Origin of the sequence: Mesorhizobium sp. B2-7-1 (genome assembly GCF_006440735.1) — a bacterium.
GTDB lineage: Bacteria > Pseudomonadota > Alphaproteobacteria > Rhizobiales > Rhizobiaceae > Mesorhizobium.
Window position 1 is genome coordinate 144320 of record NZ_VFUA01000001.1, and the last position, 16497, is coordinate 160816.

Below are 16497 nucleotides of genomic sequence, written 5' to 3' on the forward strand. Positions count from 1 at the left end.
TTCCGGACTCAATCTGCTAGGTTGCATCTCACCGGCTCAGCCCCCTTGATGCAGGCCTGAAGCAAGCTATCCTGATCCGCCTTGACGAAGGGGTTGGGATGCGAAGAGGGACTATCGCCGCGGTCGGCTGCTTGCTGCTGCTAAGCCAGAAAGCATTCGCGGGCTGGTACCAGGTCGAGAACTACGAAGGCTCGATCGGATCGAACCCGGTCCATCTTTCACTGCAGAAATATGCCAGCTTCGGCAGCGGCATCACCGTCGAGGGAAGCTATTTATACGACACAAAGCAAAGTCCTATCGCAATCTACGGCAAGGCTGACGGCTCAAGGCTCTCGCTATGCGAGATCGCGGACGACAAGGAATTTCAACGCGTCCTTGTCATAGGGTCGAAGACATCCGTCGATACCACGGGATGTCCTTTCTCTCTCGAGATCAGTGAAAGCGGCGCGGCGGGAAGCTGGAGCAAAGGCGCGGATAAATTTCCCGTCACGCTCAAGAAGGTCGCGAGCCTCGACGATACCGGCGACTTGAAGATCGATGGGACTGTCGAAATTCCCTTTTGGGCTGAGACGGCCCGCGACAGATTTGCAGGGATTTACGCGAAGTCCGACGCCGGCATCTGCATGACCAAACTGCAGGTCATCAACAAGAAGACAAAGAAGGCCGTTCAGGAGATCGGCTTCGACGATGAGGACTGCAACGCCGGTATGTCGACGACGCCCATTTATATGAACGTGCAAAAATGGGTGGAGGGAGGCAAGGACATCATCTCCGTAGATTTTGGAGGTGGCAAATTCGCAGGCGCGAACGACTACGTCCTCAACCCGAAGACAAGAAAATACCATCTAAAGAAATGATATTCAGGGCGCCAACCCTGGTGTTGCGCAACGAGCCACGGGGCGCTCAGCGCCGACCGAACAGCCTTTCGATATCGGCGAGCTTGAGCTCGATATAGGTCGGACGGCCGTGGTTGCAGGTGCCGGATCCCGGCGTCGCCTCCATCTGGCGCAGCAGCGCGTTCATCTCCTCGGCCTTGAGCAGCCTGCCCGAGCGCACTGAACCATGGCAGGCCATGGTCGCGGCTATCTTGTCCAGCCGTTCTTTGAGCGTCTCGACCGTGTCGTTGTCGGCGATCTCGTCGGCAAGGTCGCGCACCAGCTGCTGCACATTGGTCTCGCCAAGCATTGACGGCGTCTCGCGCACAGCCACCGCGCCCGGACCGAAGCGCTCGAGGCCGAGGCCGAATTTGGCGAGCGTGTCCGAATGCATTGCCAGCCGCTCGGCATCTTCTTCCGGCAGGTCGACGATCTCGGGCAAAAGCAGCATCTGCGACGGTACCGCGCGCGAATGCAGCGCGTTCTTCAGCGCTTCATAGACCAGCCGCTCATGCGCGGCATGCTGGTCGACGATGACGAGCGAATCCCTCGTCTGGGCGACGATATAGTTCTCATGCACCTGCGCGCGCGCCGCGCCCAGCACCATGCCGAGCAGCGCTTCGGCCGGCTCGGCCATGCCGGCCCGGGCGTCGGCGCTGGCCAGCGGTCCGGTGTCGAAGGCAGCCTGCTCGTTCTCGGCAAAACCATTGGTTCGCGGCCTTGCCTCCCCGTAACCCATGTCGAGCGGCCGCTGCGCCGAACGCGAAAGGTCGAAGCCGCCGGGGGCGCGATAGGCGGCGTCGTAGCTGCGGTGCCCGTTGGCTGGCCCAGGATTGGAATAGGGCGCAGCACCGGGCCGGAACGCCGCCATCATGCCGGCGGCGCCCGTCGTTGCCGCGCGGATGCCGGCGCCGGCCAGCGCCTCACGGATGGCCCCGACGATCAGCCCGCGCACCAGGCCTGGATCGCGGAAGCGCACATCCGCCTTGGCCGGATGCACATTGACGTCGACCGTCGAGGGATCGAGCGACAGGAAAAGCACGGTCACCGCATGCCGGTCTCGCGGCAAAACGTCGGCGAAGGCGCCGCGGATCGCGCCGGCGATCAGCTTGTCGCGCACCGGCCGTCCATTGACATAGGCATATTGCTGCAGCGCATTCGCCCGCGTGTAGGATGGGATCGAGACGTGGCCGGCAAGATGCACGCCGTCGCGGACGGCATCGATGGCAATGGCGTTGTCTGGAAAATCCTTGCCCATTACCTGCGCGACGCGGGCAAGCCGGCCTTCCGGCGTGTCGTCGGTCGCCGGCAGTTCCAGCGTCGAGCGGTCGGGTCCGGCAAGCGTGAAGCGCACGGCCGGGAAAGCGATCGCGATGCGCTTGACCACGTCGCTGGTGGCCGAGCTTTCGGCGCGCTCGCCCTTCATGAATTTGAGCCTGGCCGGCGTGGCGAAAAAGAGGTCGCGCACCTCGACCGTGGTGCCGCGGTTTGCCGCCGCCGGCTTCACCGGCGAGACGCGGCCGCCGTCGATGCCGATCTCGGCCGCGCTGTCACCGCTTGCGGTGCGCGAGCGGATCGACAGCCGCGCGACGGAACCGATCGAGGGCAGCGCCTCGCCGCGGAAGCCGAGCGAGCGGATGTCGTGGATGTCGTCGGAGAGCTTCGAGGTGCAGTGCCGCGCGATCGCCAGCGCAAGCTCCGGCTCGGCAATGCCGGAGCCATCGTCGGTGACGCGGATCAGGTTCAGCCCGCCGCCGGCGGTGACGATCTCCACGCGCGAGGCACCCGCATCGAGCGCGTTCTCGACCAGCTCCTTCACCACGCTCGCCGGACGCTCGATAACCTCGCCGGCGGCGATCTGGTTGATCATCGTTTCGGAAAGCTGGCGGATGGGCATACGGTGATTATAGGCGGATTCGACCGGCATGGGGGAGGGGTTACTTCCAGAACCTCAAGCCTGCGCCACCAGCCAGTCCCTGACCCTGCGCGCATTGTCGCTGAGGTCGCGGTTCTTCGGCCAGATCACGTGGAAGCCGATGCCGGTCCGCATGACGTGATCGGTCAGCGGCACCAGCAGCCCCGATGCCACGAGGCGCTCGACCAGATGCCGCCATCCGAGCGAGATGCCTTGTCCCTCCATCACCGCCTGGATCACCAGCGCATAGTCGTTGATGCGCAGGCCGCGCTCCGCATTGCGTAGGCTGGTTCCGGCCGATACGAACCATTCGTCCCAGTTCGGCGCCTCGCGATAGGGCTCCTCGAGATGGATCAGCCGGTGCGTGGCCAATTCCTCGACCGTCCTCGGCTTGCCGAACTTGGCGAGATAGCTCGGACCTGCCACCGGGAATATCTCCTCGTCGGAGAGCGACAGCGTGTGATAGTCCGGCCAGTCGCGCGGCACGCCGCCGCGCACGCCGAGCGGAATACCCTCGGCGATGATGTCGAGATCGCGGTCGGCGGTCTGGATGCGGAGATCAATGCCTGGCAATTCATCGCGGAACTGCTGCAGGCGCGGCATCATCCAGAATGAGCCGAAAGCGGTCGAGGCGGCCAAGGTCACATGCCCGCCGGTCGCCTGCAGGCGCAGGTCCTCTGCCGACTTGCGGATGTGCGACAGGCCGAGCGAGACGTCGGCATGGAAGCGCTCGCCGGCTTCGGTCAGAAGCACCTGGCGGTGGCGGCGCTGAAACAGCTTGGCGCCGAGCTGTTCCTCCAGGCCGCGCACGGCATACGAGACCGCTGCCTGCGTCATGCCGAGCTCGCGCCCGGCGGCGGTGAAGCTCGACAGACGGCCGGCGGCTTCGAAGACGATCAGGCTGCCGGCGGAGGGCAGGAGGTGGCGCAGGCTTCGCATAAGCACAACTTATACAGAAGATCAGGATTTTCCAGCGTCACAGCCATGTTTTGCCTCGCTAACGTTGGTGGCGGGAAGAAGGAGGCTCCATGAACGCACCGGCCGTTGAATTGACCGAACAGACCCACCGCCGCGGCGGTGGCCGTCTTGGCCGCAAGGCGCTGAGAAGCGCGCCGATCGCGTCCTTCCCGACCCTTGTGCGAAAGATCCCCGCCTATGAAATCGTGCCCGACGAGGCGGTGGAACTGATCCACGAGGAATCGCTCAAGATTCTCGAGGAGGTGGGTTGCGAATTCCGTGACGACGGGGCGATCGAACTCTGGAAGGCGGCCGGCGCCGATGTCAGGGAGACACGTGTCCGCATCGACCGCGCGCTCTTGATGGAACTGGTCTCGAAGGTTCCGGCGGAATTCACGCTCAATGCGCGCAACCCCGAGCGCACCGTGCGGGTCGGCGGCAAGAACTCGATCTTCGTGCCGATGTACGGCGCGCCCTATATCCGCGATCTCGACAACAAGCGGCGCTACGGCACGCTCGCCGACCTCAACAATTTCCACAAGCTCGCCTATATGGCGCCGGCGCTGCATTCCTCGAGCTCGGTCATCTGCGAGCCGATGGAAATCGCGGTGCCGAAGCGGCATCTGCACATCATCCACTCGGCGCTGAAGCATTCCGACAAGCCGTTCATGGGCATCGTGACGTCGAAGGAGCGCGCCGAGGACACGATGGCGATGGCCGGCATCGTCTTCGGCGAGGAGTTCGTGCGCGACAACCCCGTGCTGGTGGCGATCACCAACTGTAACTCGCCGCTGGTGTGGGACGCCACCATGATCGACGCCATGCGGGTCTATGCGAGCCACAATCAGCCGCTGATCCTGGCGCCTTTCGCGCTGTGCGGCGCCTCGACCTCGGCTTCCGCGGTCGGCGCGGTGGCGCAGGTCAACGCCGAGGCGCTTGCCGGCGTGGCCCTGACCCAGCTCATCCGGCCCGGCTCGCCGCAGCTCTACGGCCAGTTCATGGTCACCGTCGACATGAAGACCGGCGCGCCGATGGGCGGCACGCCGGAGGCCGCGCAGATGATGTATCTGATGGGCGCGCTGGCCAGGAAATACAAGCTGCCCTGGCGCACCTCCGGCTTCCATGTCGGCTCCAAGCTCAACGACGCCCAGGCCGGCTATGAAGCGAACATGCTGATGCATGCCGCGATCCTTTCCGGCGCCAACTACATCTGGCATTCCGCCGGCTGGCTGGAGGCGGGCCTGACCTGCGGCTATTCGAAATTCGCCACCGACTGCGAGCAGCTGGTCGGCTGGTACAAATATGCCGGCGGCGTCCCCTTCGACGATTTCAAGGAGGCTCTTGCCGCGATCCGCGAAGTCGGGCCGCAGGGCCATTTCCTAGGCACGCAGCACACGCTCGAGCATTTCGAGAGCGCCTTCTTCATGCCCAACATCATGGATTTCAATTCCTTCGAGCAATGGAGCGCCGAGGGAGCAAAGGACCATGACACGCGCGGCCGCGAAAAGGCGCGCGCCATGCTCGCCGACTACCAGGAGCCGAAGCTCGACGAGGGCATTGCCGAGGGTCTCGCGGATTTGATCGCGCGGCGTGAGGAAAAACTGCCGGACAGCGTTAGTTGATGGATGGCGACGTTAGTTGGAACCAACCGGGCGAAGACCTGAAGAAATCAATGGGAGAAAGAGAATGACACTATTCAGAAGCAATGGTGACCGGGTCCCGGCCGCCATCGAAGCGATGGCCGAGGAGGCGCGGGCGGGCCGTGTCGACCGGCGTGAATTCCTGGCGCTGGCCAGCGCCTTCGGCGCATCGACGGCTTTCGCCTATGGCATGCTCGGCCTTGCCGCGCCGACCAAGGCGCTCGCCGACGAACCCAAGAAGGGCGGAACGCTGCACGTCGCGATGTCGGTCAAGGCGCAGAAGGATCCGCGCACCTACGACTGGACGGAGATGGCGAACGTCACCCGCACCTGGCTGGAGCCGTTGGTGCGCTACACCCACCAGTTCACCTTCGAGCCGGTGCTGCTCGAAAGCTGGGACGTCAATGACGACGCCACCGAATACACGCTGCATCTGCGCAAGGGCGTGACCTGGAACAATGGCGATGCCTTCAACGCCGATGACGTGGTCGCCAATCTGAACCGCTGGTGCGAGAAGGGGGCTTCCGGCAATTCCATGGCCGCCCGCGTCGGCGCGCTGATCGACACCAAGACCGGCAAGGCCAAGGATGGGGCGATCACCAAGGTCGACGACCACACGGTCAAGCTGAAGCTCAACGAACCCGACATCGCCATCATCCCCGGCTTCACCGACTATCCGGCGCTGGTCGTGCACCGCGACTTCGACAAGGATGGCGCCGATCCGATCAAGAAGCCGGTCGGCACCGGAGCTTTCGAGCTGGTGTCTTATTCGGTGGGGTCGAAGGCGGTGGTCAAGCGCCGCGAGAACGGCAAGTGGTGGGGCGGCGAAGCACCGCTCGACGGTGTGGAGTTCATCGACTACGGCACCGACTTCAACGCCACGCTCAATGCCTTCGATTCCGGCGAGATCGATCTCGATTTCGAGACGCCGGCCGATTTCATCGACCCCCTCGACAAGATGGATCTGGTGAAATCGGAGGTCGCGACGGCGACCACGCTCGTTGCCCGCACCAACGTCACGCACAAGCCCTATGACGACAAACGGGTGCGCAACGCGCTGCAGATGGCGGTCGACAACAACCAGGTCATGCAGCTTGGCTACAACGGCCGCGGCACGGTCGGCGAGAACCATCACGTCAGCCCGATCCATCCCGAATACTACCCGCTGCCCAAGAAGGAACGTGACGCCGCCGGCGCCAAGAAGCTGATGGCCGATGCTGGCCAAGCCGACTTCGAGCATGAGCTGATCACGGTCGAGGACGAATGGCAGAAGAACAGCGGCGACGCCATCGCCGGCCAGTTGCGCGACGCCGGCATCAAGGTGAAGCGCACGGTGCTGCCTGGTTCGACCTTCTGGAACGACTGGACGAAATATCCTTATTCCATGACGATCTGGTACATGCGCCCGCTGGGCGTGCAGGTGCTGGCGCTCGGCTACCGCACCGGCGAGGCCTGGAACGAGACGGCCTATTCCAATCCGGAGTTCGACGCCAAGCTCAAGGACGCGCTGTCGCAGATCGACGTCGCCAAGCGCAAGGAGGTGATGAAGGACGTCGAGGCGATCCTGCAGGACTCCGGCGTCATCATCCAGCCGTTCTGGCAGAAGCTCTACTGCCACATGAATAAGAAGGTGAAGAACTATTCGATGCACCAGACCTATGAAATGGACTTCCAGAACGTCTGGCTGGATGCCTGAGCGCGCCTGGACTTCATGAGCCGCAAAAAAGCCGATATGCAGGATGCGTGGTGGCAAGATCGCCACCACGCCGCCGAACCTCCGGAGATCCTGCATGAAGCCGATATTGCTTGCCGCTGCCATGTCGATTGCCTTGCCCGGCGCCGTGCTGGCCGGGCCGGCGTCCAACACCGTGAAGTTCTTCTACGTGCCCGAGGTGAAGTTCGAGGCGGACGCCAAATACCGCGATCGCTTCACTGAGCCGGTCACCAAGCTGTTCGAGGCCAACGACAAGGCGCAGAAGGAGAAGCCCGACGAGGTGTCCTGCATCGACTTCGATCCAGGCCTCGACGCTCAGGATTTCGATCAGAAGACCCTGTCGAAGACGCTGAAGCTCACCGAGACCGTCAATGACGACACCGCCGAGGTGACGGCGAGCTTCAATCTTTTCCCGGAAGGCGATGACTCCAAACGCGAAATGGTGTGGTCGCTGAAGAAAATGGACGGCAAGTGGAAGATCGCCGACATCACCTCAAAGACCAGCGACTGGAAGCTCAGCGCGCTGGAATGCGGCGCCTCGCCGGAGTGACGCCGTGCTTCGCCGTCTCGTCGTCGCGCTGTCGAGCTTGTCGATGCTGGTCGCGGGGCTGAACGGCGCCGTCTCGGCGCAGGGGCTCTTCGGCGCGCCGCCAAAAGCCTCATCCGGCGACAATGCGCCGGCAGAGTCGCCGCCTGCGGTCGACACGTTGCCGCCAGCCGCCGCAGCGCCGGAAAACAAGCCGGTCGAACTGCCACCCCCTGCGCCTGTCCTGCCCGGATCGCCGACCGCGCTGGTGAAGCCGTTCTATGAGCATCTCGGGCTGGAGCTCGATCCGGCCCAGCGCAAGAACTTCATCGACCCGGCCAAGACCGTGCTCGACAAGAGCGATGCGTTGCGCGCCTCGGGACAGGGCGAGTGCCTCGACCCCAACATGGCGCTCGACAATGCCAACTATGACAAGCTCGCCATCGACAAGAGCTTGCGGACGATCGAGGCCGTCAATGGCGACCAGGCCAAGGTGGTGGTCGCCTTCGTCGTCGAGGGCCATCAGCACCGGCTGGAATGGAAGCTGAAGAAGGTCGGCGGCGGCTGGAAGGTCTCCGACCTTCTGTCGGTGACCGGCGAATGGGCGTTGAGCCAATACCAGTGCGAGTGACGATGGCGGTCCGCTCAACCGCGCCCGCGATAGGGCGCAACGCCGGTATCCGGCAGCCATACGTCCTTGGGTGGCGCGCCGGTCTGCCAGAACACGTCGATCGGGATGCCGCCGCGCGGGAACCAGTAGCCGCCGACGCGCAGCCAGAGCGGCTTCGTCGCCTCCACGATGCGGCGGCCGATCATGACGGTGCATTCCTCATGGAAGGCGCCGTGGTTGCGGAACGAGGTCATGAACAGCTTCAGCGACTTCGATTCCACCAGCGTCTTGTCGGGCGCGTAGTCGATGACGATGTGGGCGAAGTCGGGCTGGCCGGTGACCGGGCAGAGCGAGGTGAATTCGGGGCAGGTGAAGCGCACGATCGCCGGCGGGCCGTCGCCGCGCTGGAACGGCACGGCCTCCAGGACTGCCTGTTCCGGGCTCTGTGGCGGCTCGACGTGCTTGCCGAGCTGGGTAAGGTTCTTGGCGTCAGTCATCAGTGGCTCCTTGCCGCCGGTGCGAAGCGCGGTTCGCGAGTGGCGGGCGTGAAACGAAGAACGAAGAAGGCACCGCAATTCTTTCCGGGCGGCACGTTTAGCCGCTCATTAGCACAATTTGAAACGGCAGGAAGAAGATGACCAGCAACGACCCGCTTCTCCAACCTTACCAGCTCAAGCACCTGACGCTGAAGAACCGGGTGATGTCGACCAGCCATGAGCCGGCCTATTCCGAGGACGGCATGCCAAAGGAGCGCTACCGGCTCTACCACGCCGAGAAGGCCAAAGGCGGCATGGCGCTGACCATGACGGCTGGATCGGCGATCGTTTCGCGCGACAGCCCGGCCGCCTTCGGCAACCTGCATGTCTATGACGACAGGATCGTTCCATGGCTCGCCGAACTGGCGGATTCCTGCCATGAGCATGACTGCAAGGTGATGATCCAGATCACCCATCTCGGCCGCCGCACCGGCTGGAACAAGGCCGACTGGCTGCCGGTGCTGTCGGCCTCGCCTGTGCGCGAGCCAGCGCACCGCGCTTTCCCGAAGACCATCGAGGAATGGGACATCGAGCGCATCGTCGCCGACTATGCTTCGGCCGCGCAACGCTGCCAGGCGGCCGGCCTCGACGGCATCGAATTCGAATCCTACGGCCATCTGATGGACGGCTTCTGGTCGCCGCTCACCAACCACCGCGACGACGAGTTCGGCGGCTCGCTCGACAACCGGCTGCGCTTCACCGACATGGTGCTCGATGCCGTGCGCGCCGCCGTCGGCGAGAAATTCATCGTTGGCATCCGCATGGTCGCCGATGAGGATTTCGAAAAGGGCATCTCGAAGGAGGTAGGCGTCGAGATCGCCAGGCGGCTCGCCAATTCCGGCAAAGTCGATTTCCTCAACATCATCCGCGGCACGATCGAGACCGACGCATCGCTGACCAAGGTGATCCCGGTGGCCGGCATGCGCTCGTCGCCGCATCTCGATTTCGCCGGCGAGGTGAGGGCGGCCACGAAGTTCCCGACCTTCCACGCGGCGCGCATTTCCGACGTCGCCACCGCCCGCCACGCCATCGCCACCGGCAAGCTCGACATGGTCGGCATGACGCGCGCCCATATCGCCGACCCGCATATCATCAAGAAGGTGATGGAAGGCCGCGAGCACGAGATCCGCCCTTGCGTCGGCGCCACCTATTGCCTCGACCGCATCTATGAAGGCGGCGAGGCGCTCTGCGTCCACAACGCCGCGACCGGGCGCGAGGCGACCGTTCCGCATATCATCGCCAAGAGCGAAGGACCGAAGAAGAAAGTCGTGGTGGTGGGCGCGGGCGCCGGCGGCCTGGAAGCCGCCCGTGTCGCGGCCGAACGCGGCCATCAGGTGACGGTGCTCGAAGCCTCCAGCCAGGCCGGCGGACAGGTGCGTTTGGCGACACAGAACCCGCGCCGCAAGGAGCTGATCGGCATCATCGACTGGCGGTTGGCCGAGCTCGACCGCCTCGGCGTCGAGATCCGCTACGACACCTGGGCCGAGAAGGACGACGTGCTGGCGCTGGCGCCGAACGTGGTGATCGTGGCCACAGGCGGCATGCCTCAGAACCCGCCGCTGACGGAAGGCGACAATCTCGTCACCTCGAGCTGGGACATCATGGCCGGAAGCGTCAAGCCGGCCGAGAACGTCCTGCTTTACGACGACAATGGCGGCCATCAGGGCATGGGCGCCGCCGAACTCATCGCCAACGGCGGCTCGAAGCTCGAGCTGGTCTCGCCGGAGCGTTTCTTCGCGCCGGAAATGGGCGGTCTGAACCACGTGCCCTATATGCGCGCCTTCCACGAAAAGGGCGTCACCGTCACCATCAACACAAGGCTGCGCTCGGTTCGGCGCGAGGGCAACCAACTTATCGCCGAGCTGGCATCGGATTTCGCCGGCGGCTGGCGCGGCGAGCGGCGCGTCGACCAAGTGGTGGTCGAGCATGGCACCGCGCCGCTCGATGACCTCTATCTGTCGCTCAAACCGCTGTCGAGGAATGCCGGCGCGGTCGATTATGAGCGGCTGGTGAGCGGCGGCGACATCTTCCCCACGCGCAATGCCGAAGGCGGTTTCGTGCTGTTTCGCATCGGCGACGCGGTCGCATCGCGCAACATCCACGCCGCCATCTATGACGGCATCCGGTTCGGGATCAGGATCTGATTGGACAAGGCATGATCGAAAGAGATCATGCCCAAACGAAAAAAGACGCGCAACGGGCCGTTGCAAGGAGAGCCACCTGCCGCTTCGGTCCGTTGTGCGCCGCGCCCGGTCGGGTTCGCCGGCCGTGCGATTTCAAAACAGCTTGGCAGTCGCCATGCAAAACACGGTGATGATGAGCAGCCCGCCGGCGATGCGTTCGCCCCTGGTCATTTTCGCCCGCAGCCCAGTCTGCGTCGCTTGGTCGGCGCCGGCCAACTGCCTGCTGGCGGAAGCCACAAGCGCGCCCTGCACGCCGGCGGCGATCAGCGCTGTCAAAATGCCGAGCGCGAGCACCTTCTCCATCGGGCCGAAAGCGCCCTCATGGAAGAAATACCAAAGCAGCAAACCAGTCAGAAACACCACGCCGGAGGCGCCGAGTTGCGGCCGGATAAAGCGCTCCGCCTTGATCTCAGGATCGCGGGCAACAGCGATGGTCGTGCCGGCCCAGAAGACGCCGGCCATCACATGCAGGCCGATGGTGACGATGTAGACATATTGCATGACTGCATTCCTCTCTGCCACCCGCCGTGCCTCGCAGTCGTGTTGCGACGCCATCAATAGGACAAAGTTAGATATCTAATGATTAGATGTCAATGCATAGAGCCGAGTTCCACCTTGCCATTGCATGCTCTACTGTCACGTCATGACACCGTTTGACCGCCCGCCCGTCGGCATGAATCTCGCCCGCACCTCGAAAGTGGTGGCGCAGGCTTTCGATGCTGCCATGGCCGAAGCAGGCGGCACGCTGCCGGTCTGGCTGACCCTGCTGTCGGTCAAGTCCAAGGAACTGGCCAACCAGCGTGAGCTTGCCGGCATGATCGGCATCCAGGGCGCGACGCTGACGCATCACCTCAACGCCATGGAAGCGCAAGGGTTGCTGACGCGCCGCCGCGATCCTGAAAACCGCAGGGTCCATCAGGTGGCGCTGACCGAGTCCGGCGAAGCGCTGTTCGAAAAGCTTCGTCTCGCGGCCGTCGCCTTCGACAAGCGGCTGCGGGCCGGTATTCCCGACGACAGGCTGGCGGAATTCGCCGAGATGTTGGCGTCGCTGCGGGCGAACGTCGAAGCGTCGAGCTTCGGACGTTTGCTGGCATCTTTCCCCGGTGACGAGAACGACATCCCGCCTCGCCCTGGCGGGCCGGCTCGCGCAATCAAGTCATGATCTTCTAGCGATCGTAACCCGCTATCGCGCCGAAGGCGTAGCGGCGCAGCCTCAGCGCCGCGATCAACGCCGTCAGCTGGGCCTTGCCGTTGAAGGTGTCCTGGAACATCTCGTCATGCATGAGCAGGATCAGCTTGTTCGGCTTGGCGAAATGGCCGTAGCCGAACAGATGGTCGATCTCGCTGACCAGGTGGTCGACGCTCTGCACCGGCTTGCCGCTGTCCTCATGCACCCATTCGTGATCCCAGCCATAGAGCCAGAAGCCCGACGCCGCGACGAATTCGTAGTCCGGATCCTCGCGGCCGGCCTGCGCCAGCCCCAGCGAATTGTCGTTCTTCGAATAGCTGGGCAATCTGAAAACATTGCGCCCCGGCAACCGGGCATCCACGGCAGGCTTCAAGCCGAGCACGGTATTGGCCCTGAGCATGTCGGCGACCACGCCCTCGGTGTCGCCGTAGAAATGCCGGTAGTGGTTATAGGCGTGGCTATAGCTGTGGTTGCCGATCATCACCAGCGGCATCGATTTCGCCCGCTGCAGCAGCGCCCGATTGGTGGCGTTGGCCTCGGCATGCATGCCGACCATGAACAAAGTCGCCGGCACCTGCTCGGCCTGCAGCACGTCGAGAATGTTGCTGGTGCCGTTCAACGGACCGTCGTCGAAGGTGAGATAGATGGTGCGGTCGGCGGCCAAAGCCGGCGACACGACAAGCAGCAGCAGGAACGGCAATATGAAACGAAGCGGCATCCGCGAGGTCCGGTTGCGATCAGATAGGCCGCCACGCCCGCCCGGTTGTGTCAAGTTTGTCGACGTTCTTGCTAGGCTAAGCTGCCCTGCAGCACTTTCAACTTCGCCTTCTTGGGGCTGCGCGCGATCAGCCACTCGCGCGCCTTGTCCTGCGGCATCGGGAAGGCGATGGAATAGCCCTGCACCTGGTCGCAGCCGATCGCCATCAGCGAGTCGAGTTCGGCCTCGGTTTCGGCGCCCTCGGCAACGATCGAGATGCCGAGCCCCCGGGCAAGCTCGGTGATGGCGCGCACGATCTTGGTGTTGTCGCCATTCTCGTTGATGTTCTGGACGAAACGGCGGTCGATCTTCAGCCGGTCGATCTCGTTCGGATTGACGTGGCTGAGCGAGGCATAGCCGGTGCCGAAATCGTCAAGTTCGAGATGCACGCCGGCGGCGCGGATGTGCCTGAGCTTGGCGGCGATGCCGGTCTTCTCGTCGTCGAGGATGACGGATTCGACGATTTCCAGCGAGAGTTTCTGCGGCGCCAGCCCGGCGCGCTCCAGTGTGCCGAACAGGAAGGCGTCGAAATCGGGCTCGCGCAGCTCCGTGCCCGAGACATTGACGGCGATGCGCCCGAAATCGATGCCGGCGCGATCCCATTCCGCGGCTTCCTCGATCGCCTTGCCGATGACGATGCGGCCGATATCCGGCATGAAGCCGCATTTCTCGGCGACCGGAATGAACTCGCCGGGCGAGATCATGCCGCGCGTCTCGTGCTTCCAGCGCACCAGCGCCTCGATGCCGCTGATCTTGCCGCTGGTCAGCGACACCTGCGGCTGGAAATAGACCTCGAAACTCCTTTTGGCGATCGCGGTGCGGATGTCCTGTTCGAGCTGCTTGCGGTAGTCGAGCTCGCGGCGCAGTTCCTCGGAGAAGAAGGAGAAGCTGCCGCCACCGAGCTTCTTGGCGGAATAGAGCGCGAGATCGGCATGGACAAGCAGGTCCTGAGCATTGTCGGCGTCGACCGGGTAGACCGCGATGCCGGCGCTGGCGCCGGGCATGATGGTCGTGCCCTGGAACGTGATCGGCTCGTTGATCTCGCCCAGGATGCGCTTGGCCAGCGCATGGATATCCTCGGTGGTGCCGGCGCCGTTGAGGATCATGACGAACTCGTCGCCGCCGAGCCTTGCGCAGAGATCCGACGCGCGACAGGAATCGCGCATGCGCTGCGCCGTTACCACCAGCACATAGTCGCCGGCGGCATGCCCTAGGGTGTCGTTGATCTGCTTGAAGCGGTCGAGATCGAACTGGATCACCGCCAGGCGCTCGCGGCGGCGGTGCGCGCCCTTGATCAGCGTGTCGAAATGGTCGGTGAGGAAGGTGCGGTTGTGCAGCCCTGTCAGGCCGTCATGCACGGCGATGAAGGCCATAGAGTTGCGGGCGTCGACCAGCTCGCGCGTCTTGCGCAGGATGGCGTTGGACATCGGCCGGAAGATGAACAGCGCCACCAGCACGATGACGCCGAGGGTGGCGAAGAACAGCTTGCGGTGCAGATCGAGGATATTGCCGGCCTTTTCGTTGGCGAAGGCGCTGATACGCTGACCGAGCGCGGCATAGCCCGACATCGTCGCGTTGGCGACGGAGGCGTCGAGACCGACGCGTTCGCCGCCGCCCTTGTAGCCGTCGCTCTGTATGCCGAGCTGCGACTCGAAGGACGAAGCCAGCCTGTCGCCATTGGCGACGAGGCCGACCGAGAAGTAATCGAGATGGAAAGGCTTGCTGAACAGCACATATTCGATCGATTTCGGATCGTTGCGCGCTGGTGACAGCGGATCGGCGCCCGTCTCCTTGAGCAGCCGGTCGTAATTGGTCTCGAACTCGCCCGTCGCCTGCTTGAGCGCGGTGACCAGCGCCGGCTGCTTGTCGCGCGCCGCGGCGCCGGTGGCGCTGGCCAGGAAGACGATGCGCTGCGACAGCGCCTTCTGCGTCGAGACGATGTCGAGCAGCGTGTCGTTGTGCTGCTGTTGCGCCATAAGCTGCTGCAGAAGGATGAAGGAGGCCACGACCATGGCGGCAATGATCGTCAGCGCCAGCCAGTAGCCGGTCTTGATGAGCAGGATCAGCTTGCGCGAAACGCTATGCACTGGCTGCTGCGACATAACTTGCTGACCCCTCCGGTCGACGGATTCCTGCCCTGGATTCGTGGCAGGAAAACGCTTGCCTTGAAAGAGTTAACAGGTCGGCAAGGGACGTTGGCGGCCGTAGTGGCGGTTCGACAAAGCTCGCAAGATGGTTATCACGTCCTTTCCCGCTCACCCCTTTTTTGATCGTAATGCCGCAGCGCCGTCGCAAAGGATTGCGACCGGGCTTTTGCGACGCCACCGAAGCGGTCGCTTTTGCGATGGATTTTTTGTAGCCATGGCGCGACAGTCCGGCCTCGAACCGAACAGGGCCGGACCATGAGCAAAGCATTCCTTTCCCACATCGACAGTGAGCTCCAGGGCCTGAAATCGGCCGGGCTCTACAAGTCCGAACGGGTGATTTCCTCCATGCAGTCCGCCGAGATCGAGGTCGGCGGCCAGAAGGTGCTGAATTTCTGCGCCAACAACTATCTCGGCCTCGCCGACAACCAGGATTTGCGCGACGCGGCAAAGCACGCGCTCGACCGCTACGGCTACGGCATGGCCTCGGTGCGCTTCATCTGCGGCACGCAGGAAGAGCATAAGGAGCTCGAGGCGACGATCTCCTCCTTCCTCGGCATGGACGACACCATCCTCTACTCGTCCTGCTTCGACGCCAATGGCGGCCTGTTCGAGACACTGCTTGGCGAGGAGGACGCTATCATCTCCGATGCGTTGAACCACGCCTCGATCATCGATGGCGTCAGGTTGTCGAAGGCGAAGCGCTTCCGTTACGCCAACAACGACATGGCCGATCTCGAAGCCCGCCTGAAGGAGGCGAAGGACTGCCGCTTCCGGCTGATCGCTACCGACGGCGTGTTCTCGATGGACGGCATCATCGCCAACCTCAAGGGCGTCTGCGACCTCGCCGAAAAATATGATGCCATGGTCATGGTCGACGACAGCCATGCGGTCGGCTTCGTCGGCAGACAAGGCCGTGGCTCGGCCGAGCATTGCGGCGTCGAGGGCAGGGTGGATATGATCACCGGGACGCTCGGCAAGGCGCTGGGCGGCGCCTCCGGCGGCTACACGTCGGGCAAGAGAGAGGTCGTCGACTGGCTGCGCCAGCGCTCGCGGCCCTATCTCTTCTCCAACACGCTCATGCCGGCCATCGCCGGCGCCTCGATCAAGGTGTTCGACCTGATCCGCCATGGCGACGCGCTGCGCCAGCGCCTGTATGCCAATGCGGACCGGTTCCGGTCCAAGATGGGCAAGCTGGGCTTCACGCTGGCCGGCGCCGATCACCCGATCATCCCGGTGATGCTGGGCGACGCGGCGCTGGCGCAGGAGATGGCGCAGCGGATGCTGAAGCGTGGCATCTATGTCATCGGCTTCTCCTTCCCCGTGGTGCCGAAAGGCCAGGCGCGCATCCGCACCCAGATGTCGGCTGCCCATTCCAGCACCGACATCGACCGCGCGGTCGAGGCGTTCGGGGAAGTCGGGCGCGAGCTCGGAGTGGTTGGGTAAATTTG

The 16497-nt window shown here is 63.7% G+C and carries 14 protein-coding genes; 8 read left to right on the plus strand and 6 right to left on the minus strand.

Features of this window, described 5'->3' with window-relative positions; genetic code table 11:
• Positions 1–131 precede the first annotated feature (131 nt).
• Entirely contained in the window at positions 132–857 is a 726-nt protein-coding gene (locus FJ471_RS00680; protein ID WP_140801243.1) for a hypothetical protein, read from the plus strand.
• Between the two features lie 46 nt (positions 858–903).
• On the opposite strand, the gene mutL is transcribed toward FJ471_RS00680, so the two are convergent.
• Together mutL and FJ471_RS00690 are read right to left on the minus strand one after the other, a co-directional pair.
• Positions 904–2772, minus strand: coding sequence for a DNA mismatch repair endonuclease MutL (mutL, locus tag FJ471_RS00685; protein ID WP_140801335.1), 1869 nt, complete (start codon positions 2770–2772; stop codon positions 904–906).
• Positions 2773–2826: 54 nt separating this feature from the next.
• Positions 2827–3729 carry a LysR substrate-binding domain-containing protein gene (locus FJ471_RS00690; protein ID WP_140801244.1) on the minus strand — a complete coding sequence of 301 codons (903 nt, stop codon included), beginning with the start codon at positions 3727–3729 and terminating at the stop codon, positions 2827–2829.
• 89 nt (positions 3730–3818) lie between these two features.
• Between FJ471_RS00690 and FJ471_RS00695 the strand changes: the two genes are divergently transcribed.
• The 4 genes from FJ471_RS00695 (at position 3819) to FJ471_RS00710 (ending at position 8258) form a co-directional block, all read left to right on the plus strand.
• Positions 3819–5369 (plus strand): trimethylamine methyltransferase family protein, encoded by a 1551-nt coding sequence (locus FJ471_RS00695; protein ID WP_140801245.1) that lies wholly within the window; start codon positions 3819–3821, stop codon positions 5367–5369.
• 64 nt (positions 5370–5433) lie between these two features.
• Positions 5434–7083 (plus strand): ABC transporter substrate-binding protein, encoded by a 1650-nt coding sequence (locus FJ471_RS00700; RefSeq protein WP_140801246.1) that lies wholly within the window; start codon positions 5434–5436, stop codon positions 7081–7083.
• 94 nt (positions 7084–7177) lie between these two features.
• The gene (locus FJ471_RS00705; RefSeq protein ID WP_140801247.1) at positions 7178–7651 is read left to right on the plus strand and encodes a DUF3828 domain-containing protein; all 474 of its coding nucleotides are present in this window, start codon (positions 7178–7180) and stop codon (positions 7649–7651) included.
• Positions 7652–7655: 4 nt separating this feature from the next.
• Positions 7656–8258, plus strand: coding sequence for a hypothetical protein (locus FJ471_RS00710; protein WP_140801248.1), 603 nt, complete (start codon positions 7656–7658; stop codon positions 8256–8258).
• A gap of 14 nt (positions 8259–8272) precedes the next feature.
• Here FJ471_RS00710 and queF read toward each other — a convergent pair whose 3' ends face one another.
• Complete coding sequence (gene queF, locus FJ471_RS00715; RefSeq protein ID WP_140801249.1) at positions 8273–8734, minus strand: preQ(1) synthase; 462 nt, start codon at positions 8732–8734, stop codon at positions 8273–8275.
• A gap of 137 nt (positions 8735–8871) precedes the next feature.
• On the opposite strand from queF, the gene FJ471_RS00720 reads away from it, so the two are divergent.
• Positions 8872–10917, plus strand: coding sequence for an NADH:flavin oxidoreductase (locus tag FJ471_RS00720; RefSeq protein ID WP_140801250.1), 2046 nt, complete (start codon positions 8872–8874; stop codon positions 10915–10917).
• Between the two features lie 132 nt (positions 10918–11049).
• Here FJ471_RS00720 and FJ471_RS00725 read toward each other — a convergent pair whose 3' ends face one another.
• Positions 11050–11457 (minus strand): hypothetical protein, encoded by a 408-nt coding sequence (locus FJ471_RS00725; protein WP_140801251.1) that lies wholly within the window; start codon positions 11455–11457, stop codon positions 11050–11052.
• Positions 11458–11599: 142 nt separating this feature from the next.
• On the opposite strand from FJ471_RS00725, the gene FJ471_RS00730 reads away from it, so the two are divergent.
• On the plus strand, positions 11600–12118 hold the full coding sequence (locus tag FJ471_RS00730) for a MarR family winged helix-turn-helix transcriptional regulator (RefSeq protein WP_140801252.1): 519 nt from the start codon (positions 11600–11602) through the stop codon (positions 12116–12118).
• 4 nt (positions 12119–12122) lie between these two features.
• Here the strand turns inward: FJ471_RS00730 and FJ471_RS00735 are convergent, their stop codons facing one another.
• Both FJ471_RS00735 and FJ471_RS00740 read right to left on the minus strand, forming a co-directional pair.
• Positions 12123–12863, minus strand: coding sequence for a polysaccharide deacetylase family protein (locus FJ471_RS00735; protein ID WP_140801253.1), 741 nt, complete (start codon positions 12861–12863; stop codon positions 12123–12125).
• 71 nt (positions 12864–12934) lie between these two features.
• The gene (locus FJ471_RS00740; protein WP_140801254.1) at positions 12935–15004 is read right to left on the minus strand and encodes an EAL domain-containing protein; all 2070 of its coding nucleotides are present in this window, start codon (positions 15002–15004) and stop codon (positions 12935–12937) included.
• Positions 15005–15304: 300 nt separating this feature from the next.
• On the opposite strand from FJ471_RS00740, the gene FJ471_RS00745 reads away from it, so the two are divergent.
• Positions 15305–16492 (plus strand): glycine C-acetyltransferase, encoded by a 1188-nt coding sequence (locus FJ471_RS00745; RefSeq protein WP_140801255.1) that lies wholly within the window; start codon positions 15305–15307, stop codon positions 16490–16492.
• The last annotated feature ends 5 nt before the right edge of the window (positions 16493–16497 follow it).

What these genes read in the sequence shown, in the direction of transcription:
- mutL (WP_140801335.1), bottom strand. Translation starts at nt 2,772, where the DNA reads ATGCCCATCCGCCAGCTTTCCGAAACGATGATCAACCAGATCGCCGCC.
- FJ471_RS00690 (WP_140801244.1), bottom strand. Translation starts at nt 3,729, where the DNA reads ATGCGAAGCCTGCGCCACCTCCTGCCCTCCGCCGGCAGCCTGATCGTC.
- FJ471_RS00695 (WP_140801245.1), top strand. Translation starts at nt 3,819, where the DNA reads ATGAACGCACCGGCCGTTGAATTGACCGAACAGACCCACCGCCGCGGC.
- FJ471_RS00700 (WP_140801246.1), top strand. Translation starts at nt 5,434, where the DNA reads ATGACACTATTCAGAAGCAATGGTGACCGGGTCCCGGCCGCCATCGAA.
- FJ471_RS00705 (WP_140801247.1), top strand. Translation starts at nt 7,178, where the DNA reads ATGAAGCCGATATTGCTTGCCGCTGCCATGTCGATTGCCTTGCCCGGC.
- queF (WP_140801249.1), bottom strand. Translation starts at nt 8,734, where the DNA reads ATGACTGACGCCAAGAACCTTACCCAGCTCGGCAAGCACGTCGAGCCG.
- FJ471_RS00720 (WP_140801250.1), top strand. Translation starts at nt 8,872, where the DNA reads ATGACCAGCAACGACCCGCTTCTCCAACCTTACCAGCTCAAGCACCTG.
- FJ471_RS00725 (WP_140801251.1), bottom strand. Translation starts at nt 11,457, where the DNA reads ATGCAATATGTCTACATCGTCACCATCGGCCTGCATGTGATGGCCGGC.
- FJ471_RS00730 (WP_140801252.1), top strand. Translation starts at nt 11,600, where the DNA reads ATGACACCGTTTGACCGCCCGCCCGTCGGCATGAATCTCGCCCGCACC.
- FJ471_RS00735 (WP_140801253.1), bottom strand. Translation starts at nt 12,863, where the DNA reads ATGCCGCTTCGTTTCATATTGCCGTTCCTGCTGCTGCTTGTCGTGTCG.
- FJ471_RS00740 (WP_140801254.1), bottom strand. Translation starts at nt 15,004, where the DNA reads ATGTCGCAGCAGCCAGTGCATAGCGTTTCGCGCAAGCTGATCCTGCTC.
- FJ471_RS00745 (WP_140801255.1), top strand. Translation starts at nt 15,305, where the DNA reads ATGAGCAAAGCATTCCTTTCCCACATCGACAGTGAGCTCCAGGGCCTG.